At 50.8% G+C, this 22,925-nt stretch carries 22 protein-coding genes and 1 pseudogene; 19 read left to right on the plus strand and 4 right to left on the minus strand.

The window, feature by feature from the left end; translation table 11 throughout:
- Window positions 1-72: 72 nt before the first annotated feature.
- Window positions 73-876 (plus strand): TrmH family RNA methyltransferase, encoded by an 804-nt coding sequence (locus T320_RS07175; protein ID WP_037354407.1) that lies wholly within the window; start codon window positions 73-75, stop codon window positions 874-876.
- A gap of 132 nt (window positions 877-1,008) precedes the next feature.
- On the opposite strand, the gene T320_RS07180 is transcribed toward T320_RS07175, so the two are convergent.
- Window positions 1,009-1,710: a thiamine diphosphokinase gene (locus T320_RS07180; RefSeq protein ID WP_037354410.1), complete on the minus strand. Its 702-nt coding sequence runs from the start codon at window positions 1,708-1,710 to the stop codon at window positions 1,009-1,011.
- A 92-nt stretch (window positions 1,711-1,802) separates the two neighbouring features.
- Between T320_RS07180 and T320_RS07185 the strand changes: the two genes are divergently transcribed.
- The 12 genes from T320_RS07185 to T320_RS07240 all read left to right on the plus strand — a co-directional run bounded on the left by T320_RS07185 (window position 1,803) and on the right by T320_RS07240 (window position 14,324).
- Window positions 1,803-2,483, plus strand: a complete 681-nt coding sequence (locus tag T320_RS07185) for a metal-dependent hydrolase (RefSeq protein ID WP_037354413.1) — start codon at window positions 1,803-1,805, stop codon at window positions 2,481-2,483.
- Window positions 2,480-3,430: a tRNA (adenosine(37)-N6)-dimethylallyltransferase MiaA gene (gene miaA, locus T320_RS07190; RefSeq protein WP_037354415.1), complete on the plus strand. Its 951-nt coding sequence runs from the start codon at window positions 2,480-2,482 to the stop codon at window positions 3,428-3,430. The genes T320_RS07185 and miaA overlap by 4 nt, the downstream gene beginning before the upstream one ends.
- A 31-nt stretch (window positions 3,431-3,461) precedes the next feature.
- Window positions 3,462-3,701 carry an RNA chaperone Hfq gene (hfq, locus tag T320_RS07195; protein WP_037354417.1) on the plus strand — a complete coding sequence of 80 codons (240 nt, stop codon included), beginning with the start codon at window positions 3,462-3,464 and terminating at the stop codon, window positions 3,699-3,701.
- 80 nt (window positions 3,702-3,781) lie between these two features.
- Window positions 3,782-4,714, plus strand: a complete 933-nt coding sequence (locus T320_RS07200) for an alpha/beta hydrolase (protein ID WP_037354493.1) — start codon at window positions 3,782-3,784, stop codon at window positions 4,712-4,714.
- A 306-nt stretch (window positions 4,715-5,020) separates the two neighbouring features.
- Complete coding sequence (locus T320_RS07205; protein ID WP_051608654.1) at window positions 5,021-6,538, plus strand: FAD-dependent oxidoreductase; 1,518 nt, start codon at window positions 5,021-5,023, stop codon at window positions 6,536-6,538.
- A gap of 113 nt (window positions 6,539-6,651) precedes the next feature.
- Entirely contained in the window at window positions 6,652-7,110 is a 459-nt protein-coding gene (gene dut / locus T320_RS07210) for a dUTP diphosphatase (RefSeq protein ID WP_037354419.1), read from the plus strand.
- A gap of 2 nt (window positions 7,111-7,112) precedes the next feature.
- A complete protein-coding gene (locus T320_RS07215) occupies window positions 7,113-8,462 on the plus strand; it encodes a replication-associated recombination protein A (protein WP_231465861.1) in 1,350 nt (449 codons plus the stop codon).
- Between the two features lie 14 nt (window positions 8,463-8,476).
- Window positions 8,477-9,829, plus strand: a complete 1,353-nt coding sequence (locus tag T320_RS07220; RefSeq protein WP_037354421.1) for a PTS transporter subunit EIIC — start codon at window positions 8,477-8,479, stop codon at window positions 9,827-9,829.
- Window positions 9,830-9,836: 7 nt separating this feature from the next.
- On the plus strand, window positions 9,837-10,739 hold the full coding sequence (gene murQ, locus T320_RS07225) for an N-acetylmuramic acid 6-phosphate etherase (protein WP_037354423.1): 903 nt from the start codon (window positions 9,837-9,839) through the stop codon (window positions 10,737-10,739).
- 4 nt (window positions 10,740-10,743) lie between these two features.
- Window positions 10,744-11,814, plus strand: a complete 1,071-nt coding sequence (locus tag T320_RS07230; protein ID WP_037354425.1) for a DUF871 domain-containing protein — start codon at window positions 10,744-10,746, stop codon at window positions 11,812-11,814.
- 150 nt (window positions 11,815-11,964) lie between these two features.
- Window positions 11,965-13,320 carry an MBOAT family O-acyltransferase gene (locus T320_RS07235; RefSeq protein ID WP_231465862.1) on the plus strand — a complete coding sequence of 452 codons (1,356 nt, stop codon included), beginning with the start codon at window positions 11,965-11,967 and terminating at the stop codon, window positions 13,318-13,320.
- Window positions 13,236-14,324 carry a hypothetical protein gene (locus T320_RS07240; protein ID WP_197019394.1) on the plus strand — a complete coding sequence of 363 codons (1,089 nt, stop codon included), beginning with the start codon at window positions 13,236-13,238 and terminating at the stop codon, window positions 14,322-14,324. The genes T320_RS07235 and T320_RS07240 overlap by 85 nt, the downstream gene beginning before the upstream one ends.
- Before the next feature lie 282 nt (window positions 14,325-14,606).
- On the opposite strand, the pseudogene T320_RS07245 reads toward T320_RS07240, so the two are convergent.
- The 3 genes and pseudogenes from T320_RS07245 to T320_RS07255 all read right to left on the minus strand — a co-directional run bounded on the left by T320_RS07245 (window position 14,607) and on the right by T320_RS07255 (window position 16,429).
- A pseudogene (locus T320_RS07245) lies at window positions 14,607-15,834 on the minus strand (IS256 family transposase).
- A 47-nt stretch (window positions 15,835-15,881) separates the two neighbouring features.
- The gene (locus tag T320_RS07250; RefSeq protein WP_037354498.1) at window positions 15,882-16,178 is read right to left on the minus strand and encodes a type II toxin-antitoxin system HicB family antitoxin; all 297 of its coding nucleotides are present in this window, start codon (window positions 16,176-16,178) and stop codon (window positions 15,882-15,884) included.
- Window positions 16,179-16,216: 38 nt separating this feature from the next.
- Window positions 16,217-16,429, minus strand: coding sequence for a type II toxin-antitoxin system HicA family toxin (locus tag T320_RS07255; protein ID WP_156032771.1), 213 nt, complete (start codon window positions 16,427-16,429; stop codon window positions 16,217-16,219).
- 107 nt (window positions 16,430-16,536) lie between these two features.
- Here T320_RS07255 and T320_RS07260 point away from each other — a divergent pair, with 107 nt between their 5' ends.
- From T320_RS07260 to pgeF, 6 genes are all read left to right on the plus strand, one after another.
- Window positions 16,537-16,986, plus strand: a complete 450-nt coding sequence (locus T320_RS07260) for an RrF2 family transcriptional regulator (protein ID WP_037354432.1) — start codon at window positions 16,537-16,539, stop codon at window positions 16,984-16,986.
- A gap of 131 nt (window positions 16,987-17,117) precedes the next feature.
- Window positions 17,118-17,954: a helix-turn-helix domain-containing protein gene (locus tag T320_RS07265; RefSeq protein ID WP_037354433.1), complete on the plus strand. Its 837-nt coding sequence runs from the start codon at window positions 17,118-17,120 to the stop codon at window positions 17,952-17,954.
- On the plus strand, window positions 17,954-19,837 hold the full coding sequence (locus T320_RS07270; RefSeq protein ID WP_037354434.1) for a YgiQ family radical SAM protein: 1,884 nt from the start codon (window positions 17,954-17,956) through the stop codon (window positions 19,835-19,837). The genes T320_RS07265 and T320_RS07270 overlap by 1 nt, the downstream gene beginning before the upstream one ends.
- Window positions 19,834-20,301, plus strand: a complete 468-nt coding sequence (gene nrdR / locus T320_RS07275; RefSeq protein ID WP_037354435.1) for a transcriptional regulator NrdR — start codon at window positions 19,834-19,836, stop codon at window positions 20,299-20,301. The genes T320_RS07270 and nrdR overlap by 4 nt, the downstream gene beginning before the upstream one ends.
- Window positions 20,302-20,337: 36 nt before the next feature.
- The gene (locus T320_RS07280) at window positions 20,338-22,065 is read left to right on the plus strand and encodes a TIGR03960 family B12-binding radical SAM protein (RefSeq protein ID WP_037354436.1); all 1,728 of its coding nucleotides are present in this window, start codon (window positions 20,338-20,340) and stop codon (window positions 22,063-22,065) included.
- Window positions 22,066-22,094: 29 nt separating this feature from the next.
- The gene (pgeF, locus tag T320_RS07285; protein WP_037354437.1) at window positions 22,095-22,916 is read left to right on the plus strand and encodes a peptidoglycan editing factor PgeF; all 822 of its coding nucleotides are present in this window, start codon (window positions 22,095-22,097) and stop codon (window positions 22,914-22,916) included.
- Window positions 22,917-22,925 lie beyond the last annotated feature (9 nt).

Consider the following 22,925-nt stretch of genomic DNA (forward strand, 5'->3'; position numbering starts at 1 on the left):
TGGGGCTTTTTTTGCGCCTATGGCTGTGATACAATAAAAGCCGTAAAGAAAAGACGTTAAGGAGCAGTATGGATGATTGAACGGATTGACAGCCCTGCCAACAAAAAGGTCAAACTGGCGGCGGCGTTGAAGCAGCGCAAACAGCGGGAAAAGACGGGCCTGTTTGTGGCCGAGGGGATCAGGCTCTGCGAAATGGCAGCAGATGCCGGCTGGCAGATAGAATTCGGACTTTTGACTAGTCAAATTTTGGAGCAGAAGCGAGGAGCCGAGCTGGTGGAAAAATTGACTGGTCAAAATTGTCCGCTCTATGAGGTGCCGGACAATATCTTTGCCAAGGCCGCAGGTACGGAAACGCCGCAGGGTATCATGCTGGTGATGGCACAGAAAAATCCCTCCCTGCCAGCTGGGACAGAAAGGGATAAGCCGCTCTATGTGGTGATGGATGGGGTGCAGGACCCGGGAAACGCCGGTACCATTATCCGCACGGCAGATGCGGTGGGGGCGGACGGTGTCATTCTGCTGAAGGGCACGGTGGACGTATACAGTGACAAGGCCGTGCGCTCCACTATGGGCAGTATTTTCCATGTGCCCGTATACAGCGGTGTTACGCTGGCTGAATTGACGGATTTTGTGCAGGAAAATGGCTTGCAGCTTTTGGCTACGGCTTTGGATGAAACGGCCAAACCGCATTTCCAGCAGGACTTTACCCAAGGTACAGCGGTGGTGCTTGGCAATGAGGGCAATGGCGTAACGCAAGAGCTCTTGGCGGCTGCACAAAAGACCTATATTCCTATGTATGGGCAGGCGGAATCGCTGAACGTGGGGATGTCGGCGGCGATTGTGCTCTATGAAGCTCTGCGGCAAAGGAAGTTTTGAGGATTGCGTTAATATCTATATGCTAAGGCGCCCGGTGATTGACGATGCTTTTCCTCTGCTTAGACAAGCTTGCCAAACGCGACGGAAAAGTATCGTCAGTCACCGGGCTTAGTTCCTATAAGGATTGTTTACCTACTGCCAATGACAATAGATACCTAAAATGCCCTGTTTGATATTGACGGTCAGTTTTGACTGGTCAGGCAGAAGTTCGTTGCTGACGGCGTTGGGGAAGGTTTGGGTTAAGGTGGCGTTTGTAAGGGGCCAGCGGACATTGTTGATAGTTACGCCGGTACAGGCAGTGGTAAAGGGGAGCAGGGAAATGGCCTGGGGCTGTTCTTGGAAATGAAAAGTCAGTTCCTCATCCTTTTTGACGAAAGCGATGGTTTCCTGTTCATCGCTTATAATGCAAGGCACTTTTTGCTGGGCGCAAGAAAACATCAGACTATAGAGGTGGTCGAAGCGGCCGCCGAAAGCTCCCGTGATGAGAATGGCGGGAGCGCTTTTCATTTTTGCTAGAGCCAGCTGAGTGTCCGTTAAATCCTTCGCGGGGGGAAATTCCTCCATGGGTACGCCGAGGCTTTTGCCCCATTCCCAGGTGGCAGGGGCGGCGCTGTCGCCGTCGCCGAGGATGTAATCCGGGCGTATGTTTTGTGCATGGCAGGTATCAAGGCCGTGGTCAGCGGCAAAGATTTTGGCAGCAGGCGGAAGTTCCTGCAGCCAGGCAGCGGCAGGAGCACGGCCACCGGTAATCAATAGCCAGGGCTTTTGGCAGAAGGCTGGGCTTTGGATAAGAAGCTGGGGCAGCTTTATCCCGGGAATATCGTTTGACGTCATAACTTTTACCTCGATTTATGTTATAATGATAATTATAGCATAACATGGAGTTGGTTATGGGACAATGTGTATTGGAAAGGAGCTGGCAAAGGATGGTTCAATTTACGTATTATGGTCATGCTTGTTTTCTGTTGGATGATGGCAAGTACAAGGTACTTTGTGACCCGTTCCTGACAGGAAATCCCAAGGCAACGGTGAAGCTTGAGGATGTGGAGGCAGATTTCATCCTGATTACCCATGCTCATGGCGATCATTTGGGGGATGCACCGGAGATTGCTGACCGCACAGGTGCCGGACTGGTGGGGATACCAGAGGTGTTAGGCCTGTGTGATGAGCGAGTGCCAGGACTCAAGCAGCATCCCATGAATCTGGGCGGCTCTTTGACTTTGCCCTTTGGCAAGGTGCGTATGACATTGGCGCAGCATAGCAGCGGCGTACCGGGCGGTATTGCCTGTGGTTATGTCATCTATATGGGCGGTTTGAAGATTTATTTTGCCGGGGATACGGCGCTGTTCTCGGATATGCAGCTTATCGGCAAGAAGGATGATTTGGATTATGCCATCCTGCCTGTGGGCGATAATTATACCATGGGACTTGAGGATGCGGCCATGGCGGCGCAGCTCTTAAATGCGCGGCACATCATTCCCGTTCATTACAACACCTGGCCCATCATCAATCAGGATGTGCGCCATTACAAGGAGATTACTGAGGCCATGACCCGGGCAGAGGTACATATCGTAGAGCCCGGCGGCACTTGGGAAATGCAGGCATGACAGGCAAAGAAAAGTTAATTGTAATCTTAGGCCCCACGGCGGTGGGGAAAACGGATTTATCCATAGAACTGGCAAAAAAAATAGACACAGAAATTATTTCCGGTGATTCCATGCTCTTTTACCGGGGCTTTGATATCGGTTCGGCCAAGCCATCCGTGGAAGAGCGGCAGGGCATCGTCCATCATCTGGTGGACAATCTGGAACCTTGGGAAAGCTTCAATGTGACGGATTTTGTGCGGGAGGGGCAGCAGCTTATCCATGCGCTGAACGCACAGGGAAAAATCCCCATCATTGCCGGAGGGACAGGGCTGTACATCAAGGCCTTGCTGGAGGGCTATGAATTCAATGAAACGGCTGACCATAGTGACTATCGGCAGGAGTTGACAGCACTGGCGGAGGAAAAAGGCCGCGACTATATTCATGGCCTGCTGCAGAAAGCAGACCCGGAGGCGGCAGAGCGGATTCACGCTAACAACCTGCGCCGGGTGATTCGTGCTTTGGAAGTGGCGCACTTTGGCGGTGAGCAGATTTCCCAGCAGAAGGAATATAGCGAGGGCGATTTGGCTTATGATGTCTATGTCATTGGCCTGAACCGGGAGCGGCAGGGACTCTATCAGCGCATCAATGAGCGGGTGGAGCTGATGTTTGCCGCCGGTTTGGAAGCGGAAGTAAAGACGCTTCTGGCAGGCGGTGTAACCCGTGATATGCAGGCCATGCAGGGCATTGGCTACAAGGAAACGGCGGCGTATCTTGCGGGCGAAATGACCCGTGAGGAAGCTGTGGATTTGATTCAGAAAAGCACTCGTCACTTTGCCAAACGCCAACTGACCTGGTTCCGCAAGATGCCTTACATCCATTGGTATATGGCGGACGAAATGACAAGTGAGAATCTTTTGCAAAGCGTTTGCCACGATTTAGCAGGATTTTTCCCAGAATTGGCGAATTAAATAAATATCGTGATTACATGGAGGGGTTTTTATGCCAGCAAAAGCAATCAATTTACAGGATACGTTCCTCAATCAGGTGCGAAAAGAAAATATCGGCGTGACCATTCATCTGGTCAATGGCTTTCAGATTAAAGGCAATGTAAAGGGCTTTGACAATTTTACCGTGGTGCTGGATGTGCTGGGTAAGCAGCAGATGGTGTATAAGCACGCCATTTCCACCATTACGCCGGCCAAAGCCGTCAACTTTATGAGTGAAAAAGAAGAAGGCTGATTCCATAAGAAACAGCACCCCCTTGTTCGTTATGACCAAGGGGGCTTTTTGCAGGAAATATATTGGGGGACTGCATTGACATGAGCAAGAAGAAAAGGATTATTTTCCTGAGCTTGGCAATCACTATTCTGGCTGTGGGATATGCCATCGGGGCTTATTTTGTGGACTATGCGCTGAAGCGCGGCAATGATACGGACCCCTTGGCACCACCCGCCGCCTGTGTGAGCATTCACGACAAGACCAGGGAAGTGCCTGCGCTGCCCAAGGCCAAAAGTGAACCGTGGCATAATGTCTCCGCAGATGGCAGGAATCTGGCAGCAACCCACTTTTTTCCGGAAAAACCGGGGAAGCGCTGGGCCATTCTCGTGCATGGTTATGGCCGGGACCAGCGTTATGCCAGAGATTATGCCGAGGCTTATCTGGCAAGGGGCTATCAGGTGCTAACGCCTGACCTCTGTGCCTCCGGAGCGACCGAAGGCCAGTACATTACCATGGGGGTAAAAGAGAGCGAAGAAGTGGCGCGTTGGGCCGCGCAAATCAAAGCATACGACCCAGAGGCAGAAATCGTGCTGCATGGCGTGTCCATGGGGGCCGCCACGGTTCTGCCGGCCGCAGCCAGAGAGGATATGCCAGGACTGGTAGCGGTTATCGAGGACTGCGGTTATACCAGCGCCTATGAGATGTTTGCCAATCAGTTAGGGGTTATTTTTGGCCTGCCGGAGTTTCCCATCATGCCCTGCGTAGATGTGGTCAGCGGTTTTAAGACCGGCGCCAAAGTGTCTGCTGCCGCACCGCTGCAGGTGATGCCGCGTATAAAAGTTCCCGTCCTGTTTATTCATGGGGATGCCGACACTTTGGTTCCACCAGCGATGATGGAGGAATTGTTTGCCGCCTGCAACGCCAAAAAAGAAAAATTCGTAGTGGTAGGCGCAGGTCATGGGGATGCAATGAAAGAAGCCGGGGAGGAATATTGGCAACGCATTTTTGTTTTCTTAGCAGCGGAGATGAAGTAAAAATACACAAGATTCAAAAAACAATTTGCAGGACTCCGGCAATTTGCATAGAACTAAAGCAAATATAAAGTGTTATACAGACTTAGCATCTATGTTCGGAAGGGGAAATTTATGGTAAATTCAAGGCCATATATCTGGACGAGAATACCGCTGATGGCAAGGCCGATAACAAAGCGATTCATGACTGGCTGATGCAGGAAATGGCAGCACAAGTAAAATAACGGTAAAATGGCAGGAGCTGTTGCGTATGATTTCGTATTTATGCAGCAGTTCCTTATTTTTACAAGACATGACGGAGGTATACTTATGGAAAAATCATTTTCTATTCCTATTTCCCGCCGTGATTTCATGAAACTTATGGGTGTGGGGACAATGGGAATGCTGGTGGGAACAGAGGCTCATAGCGGTGAAGCCGCAGCCGGTCAAATGGGAATGAGCGGCGAAGGCCTTCCGGTTTTGTTTGCTGCGGATGTTTGTGTGGTGGGAGGCGGCGCTGCGGGGACAGCAGCTGCTGTTACGGCTGCACGCCGAGGCTCAAAAGTGGTTCTGGTGGAGCGTGGTATTTCACTCGGGGGGCTGGCCACTCAAGGATGTGTTTTCCCCTGCATGCCTACTTACTGCGATGACAGTGATACGCCCTACATCACAGATTTGAACAAGCGCATGGAAAAACAGGGAGTGCCACCGCTTCTTGGCGTAGATACGGATACCTATTATGGTGGCGGCAGGGGACAATATGTGCCAGAATATCTTTCTTATGTCTACGATGAAATGTGTGAGGAGGCAGGTGTCAATATTCTTTATAACACTGTTCTGGTGGGAGTGTTGACCGATGGCGGCAGAATTATCGCCGCTGTGGTTCAGACCATTGAAGGACTGGCCAAAATACAGGCCCGGGTGTTCATCGATGGTACTGGAGATGCGATGCTTTCACGGTTTGCAGGCGTTCCCGTGGAAAAGGGCTCAGAAAAGACCGGTCACAACCAGCCCATGAGCCTGCGGTTTGAAATGGGCGGTATTGATATGGACAGGCTCTATCATCAATTCATCATAAAGGGTGTGAAAGAGAAGGGGCCTTTTGATAAATTGGCAGAAGACGCTCTGCGGAAGAAAGGCCGTCCATTTCTGCAATTTTGGAAGTGGAAAAATAATGAACAATTCTTTCAGGATGGTGTTGCCAGGGGCGAACTGACCGAGGATGATATTGTGTACATCCAAGCCTTTACGATTACCGGCAAACCCACCGTATTGTCCATGAACTGCCCGGAGATGCCGGCACTGAGCTTTAGTTCCACAGAGGCCGTTTCTTACAGCAGGGCGGTGACTTTCGGCCGGAAGATGATGCGACGTCTGGCTGGCTTCTTTATCAAGAACATTCCCGGCTTTGAAAAGGCATATATCAGCCGTGAGGCAAGTATGGTTGGTGTGCGGGAGTCATGGCGGATACGCGGGAAGTACTACATGGAAGCAAATGATTACCTAAAAGCACATCGTTTTAATGATGCTGTTTGCCGGACGGCATATCCCATTGACATTCACGATGTGAAATTGGATTTCTTTGATAAGCTGAAAAAGGGAGAGTATTACGAAATTCCCTACCGTGCGTTGGTGACAAACGAAATGTCCAACCTGTTGGTGGTGGGACGCTGTGCCAGCGGCAGCTTCGCCGCCCAAGCATCCTTCCGCATCCAGCCCACCTGCATGAGCATGGGGGAGGCCGCAGGAATTGCGGCAGCCTGGGGCATTGCGCATGGCTGTGAAGTGAATGTTCTGCGCTGGGAAGATATCCCCGCAGACGAGCGAAGTTATGTGAGTGCAGGATAAGTTTTGCCTGTGGTAAAACGGGAAGAACGGCGTTATAATAGGAATAGATGTTTTACAGAGGGGCCATGGTCTTGATGGAAATGGCTCCTCTTTTGCTATGATAAGGAGTTCCTATGAAATTACGTGGTTTTGAAGTGATAAGTGACTGGCAGGATAAGGATGTTCACCTGCCCCAGCGGCAGACGGGGGCCAGCGCCGGTTATGATATCGAGGCAGCGGCGGATTGCGTGATTCCTGCTGGCGGCATGGTGCTGGTGCCCACGGGGCTGAAAGCCTATATGCAGGCGGGGGAGGTGCTGACCCTCAATATTCGTTCCAGCATGGCGGTGAAGCATCATCTGATGCTGGCCAACAGTGTGGGCATTATTGATGCGGATTATTACAACAATCCCGGCAACGAAGGTCATATTATGGTGGCTTTGGTCAATATGGGCAAAGATGAGTTTGTTATCCATAAAGGCGAGCGGGTCGCGCAGGGCATTTTCCTGGGCTATCTGACGACGGATAATGACCAGGCCGGAGCCGGGGCAGAACGTCAGGGCGGCTTTGGTTCCACGGGCAAAGGAGAATAACGATGGCTGAGGAAATGGATTTATTTGCGGCGGCCGCGCAAAACCAAAGCAGTACCGGCAGTGGCAGTGCCACGCGGTTTGCGCCCCTGGCACAGCGCATGCGGCCGCGTAATTTCAATGAATTCGTGGGACAGCAGGAGGCTGTGGGCGGCGGTCGCTTCCTGCGGCAGATGATGGAAAAAGACCAGATATCCTCCATGATTTTCTATGGCCCGCCCGGCACAGGTAAGACTACGCTTGCGCAGATGATTGCCAGCATGACCGGCAGTGAATTCAAGAAACTCAACGCGGTGGCGGCTGGCATTGGCGATATCCGGCAGATAGTCAAAGAAGCTGACGATGCGCGGAAATTTTACCAAAAGCGCACGATTGTATTTATCGACGAAATCCACCGCTTTAATAAGAGTCAGCAGGATGTGCTCCTGCCCTATGTGGAGGATGGGCGGTTGATTCTGATTGGCGCGACAACGGAAAATCCGTTTTTTGAGGTCAATCATGCCCTGCTTTCGCGGGTGCGGATTGTGCGGCTCTATCAACTGACGGATGGACAGCTCGTGAAAATTCTGCGGCAGGCACTAACGGATAAGGAAAGAGGACTGGGCGGCCAGCCGATAAATATAAGTGATGAAGTAATCCTCGCTATGGCGCAGATGGCGGGCGGCGATGCCCGCATGGCGTTAAACATTCTGGAGGGAACGGCGTCCATGCTGCCGCTTACCGGCGGTGAGATTACGCTGGATATGGTGCAGGAGATTTTGGGCCAAAGGGTACAGCGTTACGATAAAACCGGCGATAACCATTACGATACGGTGTCGGCGTTTATCAAGAGCATGCGGGGCAGCGACCCGGATGCGGCGCTGCATTATTTGGCGCGCATGCTCGCGGCAGGAGAAGATGTGAAATTCATCGCGCGCCGCGTGGTGATATGCGCGTCTGAAGATGTGGGCAATGCCGACCCTATGGCGCTTGTCGTGGCCATGAATGCGGCCAATGCAGTGCAGTTTGTGGGCATGCCGGAGGCGCGGATTATCTTAGGACAGGCCGTGACCTATATTGCGTCTGCGCCTAAAAGCAATGCCGCCTATATGGGGATTGATGCCGCCCTGCAGGATGTGTGCAGCAAGAATTGCGGTGCAGTGCCTGCTCATTTGCGGGACGCGCATTACAAAGGCGCGGCAAAACTGGGGCATGGCACGGAGTATATCTATCCGCATGACTATCCGGGGCATTTTACCGAGCAGGCCTACTTGCCCAAGGAAATACAAAATGCCCATTACTATCAGCCAAGCGACAACGGTCAGGAAAAGCGCATGGGGGATTATCTGCGCAAGTGCTGGCCGGATAGATTTTAAGGGGAGTGTAAGAAATGAAAATGGATGAACTGGGGAAACAACTTTATGACGTATTAGGCGGCCGGGAAAATATCTTGCAGGCCTATAACTGCATGACAAGACTTAGGGTGCAGTTAAACAAAAAAGACGAGAAGCTGCTGGAGGCAGTCAAGCAGGTGCCGGGGGTTATGGGAATCCACGACACCGAGGAAGAACTGCAAATCATCTTAGGCCCCGGAACGGCCACGCAGGTGACTACGGTTGTCAATGAACTATTGGAAAATACCAAGGGCAAGCCCAAGATTGGCGATGGCAAGGAACTTCATCAACAGATTCGGGAGAAAAATGCCACGCCGGGCAAACTGCTGCTCAAAAAGATTGCCGGAATCTTTATTCCCTTGATTCCCGCCTTTATCGCTTGCGGCTTGCTCACGGGGATACTCGGCGTATCGGCCAAAATCTGGCCAGAGATAACGGCCTCGCCGACCTGGCAGCTACTGGCTGTGGCGGGCAATGCCGTATTCTGGGGCATGAATCTCTTTGTAGGCTATAATGCAGCCAAGGTTTTTGGCGGCACGCCGATTTTAGGCGGGGCACTGGCAGCTCTAATCAGCCATCCGGGGCTGGCCAATGTGGTGTTTGACGGAAGTAAGCTGGTTCCCGGCCGCGGCGGTGTTATCGCCGTGATTTTGGTGGCTTTTCTGGCAGCATGGCTGGAAAAGCGTTTGCACAAACTGGTTCCCACGGTTTTTGATTTGTTCCTGACTCCGCTACTGACTTTCCTGCTCGCGGGTGTTGCAGCAATTTTTGTCCTGCAGCCGTTGGGTGGCGCAATCTCCTCGGCGATTGGTGCGGCGGCTACGGGCGCCGTAGGCTCCGGCGGTGCCGCTGTGGGCTTTGTGCTGGGCGGCATGTGGCTGCCGATGGTCATGATGGGGATTCATCAGGCCCTGACGCCGATTCATGCGGATTTGATTTCTCAGTTTGGCGTGACGATTCTCCTGCCGATTCTGGCTATGGCTGGTGCCGGTCAGGTCGGTGCGGCTATTGCGGTCTATGTAAAGAGCAAGAATAAATTCCTGAAGAAAACCGTGGCCTCGGCTCTGCCGGTAGGGCTGATGGGCGTAGGCGAGCCCTTGATTTACGGCGTTACCCTGCCGTTGGGCCGTCCCTTTATCGGGGCTTGTATTGGCGGTGCTTTTGGCGGCGCGGTGCAGGCACATTTTATGGTCGGGGCGTCGGCTATGGGGATTTCCGGCCTGCCGCTGGCGGGAACAACCAACAATATCCCCATTTACCTGCTGGGCGTAGTGGTCGCCTATATCGCAGGCTTTATTGCCACGTATTTGCTGGGCTTTGATGACCCGGTAGAAGAAAAGGAGTCGTAATTTTTCCATGTTGGACTTGCAAAAAATAAGTACCGAGCGCCGCAATCCTGCAAGCGCTCATATCGATGAACTGCCCACGGTAGAAATGCTGCGGATTATCAACGAGGAAGATAAAAAGGTCGCCTTGGCGGTCGAAAAAATCCTGCCGGAAATCGCTCAGGCGGTGGACATCATCACCGACAGGCTGGCTAAGGGCGGGCGGCTCTTTTATTTGGGCGCTGGCACGTCCGGGCGCTTAGGGATTCTTGACGCGTCGGAATGCCCGCCGACCTATGGCGTAGCCGCTGAACTCGTGCAGGGGGTTATCGCTGGTGGTACGCCGGCCATCTTCAAGGCACAGGAAGGCGCCGAGGATAATGGCGAACTTGCCTGTCAGGATTTGGCGGAAAGAGGTTTTACCGCCGCTGATGTGCTGGTGGGCATTGCCGCCTCCGGCCGCACGCCCTATGTGATTGGCGGTCTGCAATATGCCCGTAAGCTCGGTGCGGCAACGATTGCGCTGGCGTGCTCAGCCAATGCCGCGATTGCCGAATTTGCAGACATTGCCCTGCTGCCGGTGACGGGGGCTGAGGTGGTGACGGGCTCTACCCGCATGAAAGCCGGGACGGCGCAAAAACTTGTGCTCAATATGCTCTCCACAGGTACGATGATTAAACTCGGCAAGGTCTATGGCAATCTGATGGTGGATGTCAAAACCTCCAACAAGAAACTGGAGGAGCGCGCGAAAAACATCGTTATGGAAGCCACGGGCTGCAGCCGCGAAGAAAGCATAGCGGCCCTGGCAGAAGCGAAAGGCAACGCGAAACTGGCAATCTTTATTCACCTCACCGGGGCGGATTATGCGGAAGGAAAAACGGCACTGGCTGAAGCTGACGGTCATCTGGCCCAGGCCTTAAAGAGCAGGAGGTAAGCGGATGGAAAACGGTATTTCCCTTTATCCCGGATTGGACAATACGCTGACAGAAAATCTGCAGCTTCTTGAGCAGGCGGCTAGGTGCGGTATCCGCCGGGTCTTTACCTCCTTGCATATTCCGGAAACCGATGTGGCGGTTTTGAAAAAGGAACTGGCCATGATTCTGGCAGCGGCGAGAAAACAGGACATGGAGATAATCTCCGATGTTTCGCCACGGACACTTTCTATGCTCGATATGCCGAAATTTGACATGTCAACTTTTCAGCAGTTGGGCATTACCACCCTGCGGCTCGATTATGGTTATGAGGTGGCGCAGATTGCGGAATTCAGTCATAATGAGCTGGGCATCCGCCTGCAGTTAAACGCCAGCACCATTACGGAAAAGATTTTGTCCGAGCTGCAGGCAGCTGGTGTGGATTTTTCCCATCTGGATGCTTTGCATAATTTCTATCCCCGCCGTGGGACAGGGCTTAGTGAGGCGGCCCTTTGTCGGAAAAATGACCTACTGAAACAATACGGCATCAAGGTGGGAGCTTTCGTGCCGAGTCAGGGAAAACAGCGGGGCCCTCTCTTTGAGGGCTTGCCCACGTTGGAAGCGCATCGCCTCTGGCATACGGATAGGGCGGCCCGCCATCTGGCAGCGCTCGGTGTCGATTCCGTATTCCTCAGTGATAGCCTGCCTCTGCCGGAGGAATTGGCAACAGTCGGTAAACTGCGCGGGAATGAAGTGGTGGTAGAAGCCCAACTGCTCACGGGCGATAAAATTCAGCAGGAACTGTTGAACCATACCTTCACAGCACGTGAGGATGAAGCCCGTGATGCCATCCGCGCACAGGAAAGCCGGGGTCTCCTGCAGGGAACCGTAGAGCCGGAACGCAATAAGGAACGGCGGCGCGGCGCCATCACCATCGACAACAAGGATTACCTGCGCTATATGGGTGAATTGGAAATCATCAAAAAGTCCCAGCCCGCCGATAAGCGCGTAAATGTGGTGGGAAGGGTCAGTGAGTGTGAACTTTTTATGCTCAAATACATTACCCCAGGAAGAAAATTTTCTTTTCAATTCGAATAAGGCAGTAGCAAGACGAAGGGCCAGTTGGGTTAAACCAACTGGTCTTTCTGTCTTGCGGGGGGGGGACAACTGTGCTATGATAGTGAAGGTTTTATCCACAAAACTATCATGAAGGGAGTTCTCCATTTGTTATTTAATTCCTATGAGTTTATGTTTTTATTTTTGCCCCTGACCTTTGCGGGCTTTTTCTTTTTGGGGCATAAGGGGAAGAAGAAGTGGGCCACACTGTGGCTGGTGCTAGCTTCGTTCTTTTTCTATGGTTATTGGGATATTCGGTATGTGCCACTGTTGTTCGGCTCCATTTGTTTCAACTATTTGGTGGGGCGGCAGTTGGAGGCAAATAATAGGCATAAGGGATGGCTGGCCTTCGGCATTATTGTCAATGTCCTATTGCTAGGGTATTTCAAGTACACGGATTTTTTCCTAAGTACAGTCAATGCTGTGGCTGGAGTCAATCTCTTTGACCTGCCTCATATAGTCCTGCCCTTGGGCATATCGTTCTTTACCTTTACCCAGACAGCTTACTTGGTGGATGCCTACCGGGGCGAGGCTAAAAATCAGTCTTTTGTAACTTACTGTGAGTTTGTTACTATCTTTCCCCATCTGATTGCGGGCCCAATTATCAACCATAAGGAAATGATACCTCAGTTCGTGGCGGACAAGACCTTCCGCATCAACTACGAAAATATCGCATTGGGGCTGACCGTTTTTACCTTTGGCCTGTTCAAAAAGGTGGTTATAGCCGATAAACTGGCTATTTATGCTAACGAAGCTTTTAGCCATGCGGATTCGCTGACCTGTGTGGAAGCGTGGGTAGGGGCTTTGGGCTATACCTTGCAGCTCTATTTTGACTTCTCCGGCTACAGTGAAATGGCTATTGGTTTGGCTTTGCTTTTTAATCTGAAAATGCCGGTGAACTTTAACTCACCCTATCAGGCACGGAGCATTATTGACTTTTGGCGGCGCTGGCACATGACCTTGGGCTTGTGGGTGAAAAATTATCTCTATATTCCACTGGGCGGCAACCGCCATGGTGAATTCAAGAAAATGCGTAACCTTTTTGTGTCCATGCTGATAATCGGTTTTTGGCATGGTGCGGGCTGGACTTTTATCATCTGGGGGGGCCTGCATGGTATACTGCTGATGATTAATCATGCCTGGCGCAAGACTGGCATAATCTTACCCAAGATGCTTAATTGGGGTATGACCTTTTTGTGTGTTGTGATTTGTTGGGTGTTTTTTAGGGCTGGTAATGTTAACGAGGCTATGTCAGTGTTGGGGAGCATGACTGATGTGCAGAGTATGGTTGGTATAGAGATAAAGCAATATAAGCATTTAGCGCAATTTGTGGCGGTGGTAGCTGTATTGACAGTTATTCCTAATCCATTGGTGTTGATGAAGAAATTTACAGCGAGCAATAAATGGTTATTAACGACAGTAATTATGCTGATTTGGGCGATATGGAAACTAAACAACTATTCAGAGTTTCTGTATTTCCAATTTTAAGTGGGGAGTTAGTTATGATGAAAAAATATGTTTATCGCCTAATGGGAATGCTGTTGGTTGCCTTGGCGTTTACAATGGGGTGGAACTATACCCTTGATACATCTGGTTTGTTCAATAGAGATTTTAGTCAGAAAAGAATAGATCCCAACCAACGCTTTGTAAAGATGCGCTATATTCTTTCTCAACCTCAGAAATACAATGCCTTCTGCTTTGGATCGTCTCGAGTAGGGAATATTGATTTGGAAAAAGTCAGTAATGGCTTAAGGTTTTACAATATGACTTACACGCAAGGTTTGCCGGCAGAGTGGTTGTCAGATGTGCAATTATTTGTAAAACATGGTGTGGTAGTAAAGCAAATTCTGGTTGGCTTAGATGATTTTTCTTTTAGGATTAATCCCGAGATTCATAAAGAGCAGTGGCTGAGTATTCCTTATACGGATGATGGCAATATGAAGACATATGTTTCATACTTGTTGAGGAAACCAAAGAAACCTGATAAGCAGGTAGAGAGCAAAGGTAGTATTTATGATATATATGGTACTGGCCGTCCCCTGCATCCTGAACGAGATGAGCAAATAGAAGCAGATGTGCAAAAACATTTGACTGATACAGCATCTCAAAAGCCTACTCGTTATGAGGGGAATCGTATACATGCAACAATAGAAGAACTACGCCAGTTGAAAGCTATTTGTGACGAAAACAATATAGAGTTAGTGTTTTTTATCAATCCTATTAACGCGGTTACTTACCGTGATACGAATTTGCAAGAATTTAATGAGTTCAAATATCAGTTAGCACAGTTAACTGACTATTATGATTTCAGCGGGTTGAATGATATCACAACTAACAATTACTATTATTATGAACTAAGCCATTATCGTCCACTAGTAGGAGATATGATAATCGAACGATTGTTTCATGGCGGCAGTAATAATTTTGGATTTTATGTAACCAAGGAGAATGTGGCTGAACATATCAAAGTGTTGGAAGCACAGGTGCAGTAGTAGAGAAAAAAACATGAAGGACTAAGCTATATTCCTTCATGGGGGTTTTCATACATTCAACTCGCGCATCAGTGCATTTTGCAAAAGATTGGAGAAGTTAATGTTTTTTCGATAGCCAATTTATTAAGCCAAGCAGGTATGGAAAGGAGGCTGTCCAAAATTCTGTGTAAACTCCATATCGTGATGTAAAATTGTTATTAAGGCAAGAGCCGTAAGCCCTTGTTGCTAATACCAAACATATTTCGCTCTGCACGTCAAGAAATCCTTGAACGTGCAGTTTTTTTATTCCGGAAGCCTGTCTTCAAAATAGACGGCCAGCTGTGCGTGAATAATGCTCCAATCCTGGCGGCGGCCTGTCCATTTCTTCGTTATGTCCATCATGGCAAGATAGAGCATTTTCAGCAGGCTGTCATCTGTCGGGAATACAGACTTGGCTTTTGTCACCTTGCGTAGCTGGCGGTTGAACCCTTCTATGGTATTAGTGGTATAGATAAGCCGCCTAAGCTCAGCCGGATATTTGAAATAGGTGCTGAGGTTGGCCCAGTTATCGAGCCATGACTGGGAAATCTTGGGGGATTTCTTGTCCCATCGGTCGGAGAAACGTTCCAGTGCTGCTGTGGCAGCATTCTCATCAGGAGCAGCGTAAACCTCTTTCAAGTCAGCCATCAGTTCCTTTAAATCCTTGTAGCTCACATACTTGCTGGAGTTACGAAGCTGGTGGATTATGCAGTTCTGTATCTCTGTTTTTGGAAATACTGCTTCTATGGCGGAGGAAAAGGTCCGTGCAGGCAATGAGTATATCTTCCACGCCACGGTTCCTTATGCTGTTCAGAATGCTAGCCCAGAATTTTGCACTCTCGTTTTCGCCTACCCACATGCCCAATACTTCCTTGCGGCCATCGAGGTTAATGCCTATGGCAATATAAACGGCTTTCTTGACAATCTGTCCTTCACTGCGTACATGGTAGTGAATAGCGTCCATAAATACCACCGCATACAGGTTTTCAAGGGGCCTCTGCTACCATTCTCTGACCAGTGGAAGAATCTTGTCCGTTATGCGGCTGATGGTCGTGTCTGAGACAGAAAAGCCATAGATGTCCTGTATGTGGCTTTCAATGTCGCTGGTGCTCATGCCTTTTGCGTACATAGAAAATATCTTTTCTTCAATGTCTTGGCTGATGCTGGTCTGATTCTTCTTGACGAGCTGCGGCTCAAATTCCCCCTTGCGGTCACGGGGGACGGAAATCTCCACATTGCCAAAACTGGTAAGGAGGTTCTTCTTGCTATGTCCGTTACGGCTGTTGTCCGTATCCTTGTTCTTGTAGTCATACTTGCTGTAACCCAAGGATTCATCCAACTCAGATTCAAGACTATTCTCCATGAATTCAGCAATGGTTTCCTTGAACAAGTTCTGGATGTCTTCCATGCTGGTAACGTTGCTTTCCTGAAGCAATGCCCGAATCTTCTCCCGGCGGGCCTGTTCTTCTGGGGGGAGTGTTTTCCTGCTCATAAAAATACCTCCCAAGTAATGTCTCTATTTTACATCACTTGGGAGGTTTACACAAAATCCGGGATAGACTCATGGAAAGTGTTTTTTTTGATGGCCTTGGCATTGTACTTTTTATCGTAAGCCAGTTTATAGAAGGATACCATCATCACAAACTGCTTGCCCGTGGTGGCAATATCTGTGGGGCTGGAAGGGGCGGGATAATCTTTTTCTTCAATGTCTTCCAGCATAAGGCCGATTGCTTCTTGTACCATGTCAAGGGCTTCAGCGAGGGAGTCACCCTGTGTCATGCACCCTGCAATGTCGGGAACGTATACGGAAAAACCTGTGTCCTCAGGTTCAAATATAGCAGGGTAAAAAACTTTTTACTCATAGTGATACCTCCTTATTTTAAACCCGACTGTTTGAGTAGTGCCTGCTCTAATCCCTTTTTCAAATCTTTGCAATGAACAGAAACCGTAATATTAGTGGTAGGATTGTAATATTTTTGATGTGAGCCGTTGTTACTCTTAATCAGGTGAAAGCCGTTTTGTTTTAGCAGCTTTATCATTTTTGGGGCGTCATGGGCATGATTTAGTTCACCTCTTGGGGAGATCATACTACGTAATAATACGTATGTAAAGACGCTCTTTGACAGCCGTTACTTTTTCTGCTATATTGATAAGACAAATTTTAGCAAATTACGCGGATTTTTGAGGTGGCTTTATGAAAATCTCAACCAAGGGCAGATACAGTGTGACGGCGCTTTATGAATTAGCGCAGCGTTATGGCAAGGGGCCGGTTTCGCTCAAGAGTGTAGCCCAGAGTCAGGGGCTTTCGGAAAATTATCTGGAGCAGCTCATGGTGCCTTTGCGGCGGGCGGGGATTGTGCAGAGCATCCGTGGTGCGCAAGGCGGATATCTGCTGGCGAAGAAGCCTGCGGATATCACCATCGGCTCCATCATTACCACAGTGGAAGGACCTATTGCGGTGGTGGACTGCCTGCTGGCAGAGGTGGATGCGGCCGAGCAGAAGTGCAGCAAGGCCTGCGGCTGTGTGACCCGGGGCATTTGGGAGAAGGTCTGCGACAGTATCACCGAAGTGCTGGACAGCATAACCCTGCAAAATCTGCTGGACAATGACCAGAACAAAAAAAATATTGGCTGTGCCCGTTAAGAGCAGCCTTCCTGGGAGGGAAGGCTGTTTTTCGTGTAAAAAAAATTTGTATTAAGCTGTATATTTATGTATAATGTTTTTTGGTAGTGCTTGTAAAGGGCGCTTTTGATAAATGGGGAGGAAAATCAGACATGATCGGTGATAAGTTACGCGCAGAGCGTGAACGTCAAAATTTAACAATTCAGGACATTGCCAAGGGCACCAGTATTCGTGCCCTCTATATAGAAGCGATTGAAAAGGGTGAGTACGGACAGCTGCCGGGGACAGTTTATGCCAAGGGCTTCATCCGTAACTATGCCAATTTCTTAAAGATTGATGCAGACGCAGTGGTGCGCCAGTTTATGGAAGAAAACCATCCGGAAGAGGTGGCTGCTGCCGAAGAAGTAAAACAGCAGCTGGCGGAAGCGGAAGAGGCCAACAAGGCTGAGGTAAAGGCCAAGCTGGCTACGGGCAGCGAGTACCGCGACCAGGTATCCACACCGAGCAATCGTCAGAACACATTGTTGATTGCGTTGATTGTGCTGCTGGTGGGCGGCGGTATTTACTATCTCTTCGCCATGGATGACAGCAATGCGCCAAAAACTGCGACCAAGACCGTTACGCAGCAGACGGCTAAGGCTCCTGCAGCTAAGAGCCAGCCAGCGAAGGAACAGTCGAAAGAGCAGCCTGCCGTCAAGAAAGTGGATGGGGTAGAGCTCGTGGCTAAGTTCACGGACAAGTGCTGGACGCAGGTAGTGGCCGATGGCAAGACTGTTTATGAAGGCACGATTGAACCGGGCAAGACCGAAACCTGGAAGGGTAAGGAAAAAGTGGTTATCACCGCAGGTAATGCCGGGGCTGTAGAGATGAAAGTGAATGGCCAGGATATGGGCAAGGCTGGTGATATAGGCCAGGTTGTGGAAAAGACGTTCACACCGGATAAGGCCGGTCAGACTTCTCAGGCAGATAAGAAGGACAGCAAGAAATAATGAATGAATTTTTGCCAATCAGCAAAAAGGATATGGAAGAACGGGGCTGGGAGCAGCTGGACTTTGTCTTTGTGTCCGGCGATGCCTATGTGGATCATCCCAGCTTCGGTCCCGCCATTCTTTGCCGATTACTCGAAAAGCATGGCTATAAAGTAGGGATTATTCCCCAGCCGGACTGGCATTCTACCAGGAATTTTGACCGCCTGGGAAAACCACGGCTGGGGTTTCTTGTCTCTGCAGGGAATATGGATTCCCTGCTCAACAAGTTCACCGCGGCGAAAAAGATGCGCCATCAGGATGCATATTCGCCGGGGGGCAAGTCCGGCTTTCGTCCGGAGCGGGCGACCATTGTCTATTGCAACCGCTTGCGGGAGCTTTATCCCGATGTGCCCATTATCATCGGTGGCATTGAGGCCAGCCTGCGCCGCATGGCGCATTATGATTATTGGTCGAATGCCGTGCGTCGTTCCATGTTGGTAGATAGTGGTGCCGACATGCTGATTTTCGGCATGGGTGAGCGGGCGCTTCTCGAAGTCGCTGCTGATTTGCAGCAGGGCGTGGAGATTGGCAATATTCAGGATGTGCAGGGGACTTGCTACAAGGTACCCAATATGGATTACGTTTGGGATTATCTGCCATTGCCGTCCTATCAGGAAGTAAGCTCGGACAAGCGCAAATTTGCCGAGGCCTTTAAGCTCGAATACTTGGAACAGGATGCTTTCCGTGGGCGAAAGCTTGCCCAGCAGAATGATGAATGGTGTGTGGTGCAGAATCCACCGGCCAAGCCCCTCTCGGAGGAGCAGATGGATGAGATTTACGACCTGCCCTATATGCGCACCTGGCATCCCATTTACGACAAGGATGGCGGTGTACCTGCCATCGCGGAGGTGCAGTTCAGTCTCTTGAGTCAGCGCGGCTGTTTTGGTGGCTGCAACTTCTGTGCGATTATCTCCCATGAAGGACGGATTATCCAGCGGCGCAGCCACGAATCCCTAGTGCGTGAGGCGAAGATTCTGACGCAGCAAAAGGGATTCAAGGGCTATATCCATGATGTGGGCGGCCCTACGGCGAATTTCCGCCGTACTAGCTGTGATGGCCAGTTAGAGCGCGGCACCTGCCGGGGCAAGCCCTGCCTGTCACCGATTCCCTGCAAGAATCTGGTGGCCGACCACAGCGATTATATCAAACTCCTGCGCGAACTGCGGGCCCTTCCTGGTGTCAAGAAGGTCTTTGTGCGTTCCGGCGTGCGGTTTGACTATCTGTTGTTGGCTAAGGATGAGTTCTTGAAGGAACTCTGCGAGCATCATATCAGCGGTCAGCTCAAGATTGCACCGGAGCATATCACTGACCGGGTGACCCGCATGATGGGCAAGAGCAACCGCAAGGTCTATGAACGGTTCGTGGACAAGTTCACGGCCATGAATAAAAAACTGGGCAAGAAGCAGTATCTGGTGCCGTATTTCATGTCCAGTCATCCCGGTTCGAAACTCGAAGACGCCATTGAGCTGGCGGAATTTATCCGGGACAAGGGCTATCATCCTCAGCAGGTGCAGGATTTTATCCCCACACCGGGAACCCTTTCCACCTGCATGTGGTACACGGGCCTTGACCCGCTGACCGGCGAAGAAGTCTATTCGGCCAAATCCCCGGAGGACAAGCTGATGCAGCGGGCCTTGATGCAGTATTGGCTGCCGAAGAATCAGGCCATTGTGCGCAAGGCCCTCGCCAAAGCCGGCCGGACAGACTTAATCGGCTTTGATAAGAAATGTCTGGTGCGGCCAGCAGGCGGCCAATTTGACAAGTCAAAAAATGACAAGTCAAAATTGACAAGTCAAAAGGGGAACCGGCCGAAAAATAAAGCGATAAAGAAGGTGCGGCGATGAAATGCCCATATTGTAAACAGAACGACAGTCGAGTAATAGATTCCCGGTCGGCAGATGATGGGGCAACCATCCGCCGCCGCCGGGAGTGTACGTCCTGTGGCCGCCGCTTCACCACCTATGAAGTGGTGGAACGACAGCCGCTGATGGTGGTCAAGAATGACGGCCGCCGCGAAGTTTTTAAGCGGGAAAAGATTTTGAATGGCATCATCCGGGCCTGTGATAAGCGGGATATTTCCTTGGAGAGCATTACCAGCCTCACCAATGATATTGAGCGAGATATCCGCAATACCATGGAGCAGGAAGTACCCGCCTCCGAAATCGGCAAGCTCGTGATGAGCAAGCTCAAGAATTTTGACGAAGTGGCTTATATCCGCTTCGCTTCGGTGTACCGGAAGTTTGCCGATATCAGCAGCTTTATGGAGGAACTGCAGGAATTGCAGGCCCATAAGGAACAGGAAAAATAGTAAGTTGTAAGGCGTAAGGAAAAAGGAGTAAGGCATTTGGCTTGGGCGTTAAAACAGGAGTTAAAGGAACAACTGGCAGCAGAGGAAGGTTATTACCGCTATCCTTTGGGCACTCGTCTGCCTGTGGCTCTGGCGTATCCTAATTCCTATTTTGTAGGCATGTCCAATCTAGGGCTCCATATCATCTATGAGCTCTTAAACAAACGTAGCGATACCGCTTGCGAGCGTGTGTTCCTGCCCGAGCGCAAGAGTCTGGAGCGTTATGAAAATACCCGCACACCGCTCATGAGTGTGGAAAATCAGTTGCCACTGCAGCAGTTTGCCATGATTGCCTTTGTCCTGTCCTTTGAGATGGACTATTTCAATGTGGTGAAGATGTTAGAGCTGGGCAAGGTCCGCGTGCGGGCGGCAGAGCGCGGCGATATGGACCCGCTGGTTATTGCCGGCGGCCCCTGTGCCACCTTTAACCCCGAGCCGTTGTCGGCGGTGATAGATGCTTTCGTCATCGGCGAGGGCGAAGTCATTATGCCTGCCCTGATGGATGTCTTTTATCAGGCGCGCGGCGAGGGGCTTTCCCGCGCAGAAATGCTGCAGCGTCTGGCCCAGGTGCCGGGCGTCTATGTGCCGTCTCTTTATGAACATCGCTACGGGGAGGACGGCCGCCTGCTGGCCATTGCTCCGGGGCAAGATGTTCCTGCCAAAGTCAGCCGTCAGTGGCTGCAGGATTTGGATGCGTACCCTGCCCATACCGTGGTGCGTACGGAGAACACGGAGTTCAACTTCTACCTCATTGAAACAGCTCGGGGCTGCGGTCGCCATTGCCGTTTCTGCATGGCGGGCTACTGCTTTCGCCGTCCCCGCAATCGCTCGCTTTCCGTGGTGACGCGGGAGGTCAAAGACGCCCTGCAGTATAAAAAGCGCATTGGCTTGATGGGCGCGGCTATCTCGGACTATCCGGAGATAAACGAACTTTGCAAGGATATCCTGGGGGAAGGGCTTTCGATGTCCGTGGCTTCCTTCCGCGCGGATTCCGTAACTCAGGAGTTGGTGGATTCGCTGGCCGAAAGCGGACTCAAGACGCTGACCATGGCGCCGGAGGCGGGCAGCAGCCGCATGCGGGCCATCATCAACAAGGGGATTGAGGAGGAACATCTCTTTAACGCCATGGATATGGGACTGGCGGCGGGCATCCGTCACTTCCGTCTCTACATTATGATTGGTCTGCCTTTTGAGCAGGACGAGGACGTGGAGGCTATCGTGGATTTGGCCGGACGCCTCAAGGATTATATGGAGGAACATGGCAGCAAGGGAACCCTGACCCTTAGTGTCAATCCCTTTATTCCCAAACCCTTTACCCCCTTCCAGTGGCTGCCCATGGCCGACAAGAAATATGTGGAAAAAGCGGCCAAGACCTTGACACAGGGCCTGCGTAAGCGCAAAAATATTATTGTGGGTGTGGAATCTCCCAAGGAAGCCTATATACAGGGAGTGCTCGCCCGCGGTGATAGACAGGTGGGCGAAGCCTTACTGCTGGCCTGTGAAAATGGCGGCAGCAAGGCATTTAAGCGGGCCATGAAGGAATGCGGACTCGCTATGGACGATTACCTTTACCGTGAGCGGGAAGCAGACGAGCTTTTCCCCTGGGAGAGTCTCGACATGGGCTTTACACGGGAATACATCTATCAGGAAATGAAAAAAGCAGCAGAATTAAAACCTACCATACAGTGCTTTGACGGTTGTCATCGCTGTGGTGTATGTGGGTAATATAGATTAGTGGCAAACGGGGTGAGCAAATGAGTTTTGCAATCGAACATATGGGTAATAATCTGTGGCGGGGGAAGTTTACTTCCTTCGATGAGAAAATCTGCCAGCATGCCTTTAGCGCCCGTCTGGGGGGCGAAAGCGTCAAGCCGTACAAGGGGCTGAATATGGCACTGCATGTGGGCGATGAAGCAGATATTGTCTGGAAAAACCGTCAGCGTTTCTTTCAAGCGCTGGAGCTGAAAGCGGAAAAATTGGTGACGCCGCAGCAGATTCATGGAGCGAACATTCAGCGGGTGAGCATGGCGGATGCCGGCAGAGGCGCCAAGGATTATGCGGATGCCATCGCAGGTACCGATGCCCTGATTACCAATGAACCGGGGCTGCCCTTGATGCTCTGCTTTGCTGACTGCGTTCCGGTTATCTTCTTGGACCCGGAGAAGCAGGCCGTGGGAATTGCCCATGCAGGCTGGAAAGGAACCGTGACCAAAATCGCCCGGGAAACCGTCTATCGCATGCAGGAGGAGTTTGGCTCCAATCCGGCAGATATTCTGGTGGGCATTGGCCCATCCATTGGCCCTTGCTGCTTTGCTGTAGGTGAGGAGGTCGCAGAAAAATTCCGCGAAGCCTTCGCAAAGGATGTTGAATACATAATTCCCGAAAAAGATGGCCAGCTCTATGTGAACCTCTGGGAGGCCAACCGTCTGCAGCTGCTCGAAGCAGGCATCTGTAAGAATCATATTGAAATGGCTGATACCTGTACGGACTGCCAGCACCAGTGGTTCTATTCCTATCGGGCGGATGGCGGGCAGACCGGGCGCATGGCCGCCATCATTGCACTGAATCAGTACTAATAATTCGAC

Source organism: Selenomonas sp. FC4001 (genome assembly GCF_000701565.1).
Lineage (GTDB): Bacteria > Bacillota > Negativicutes > Selenomonadales > Selenomonadaceae > Selenomonas_A > Selenomonas_A ruminantium_B.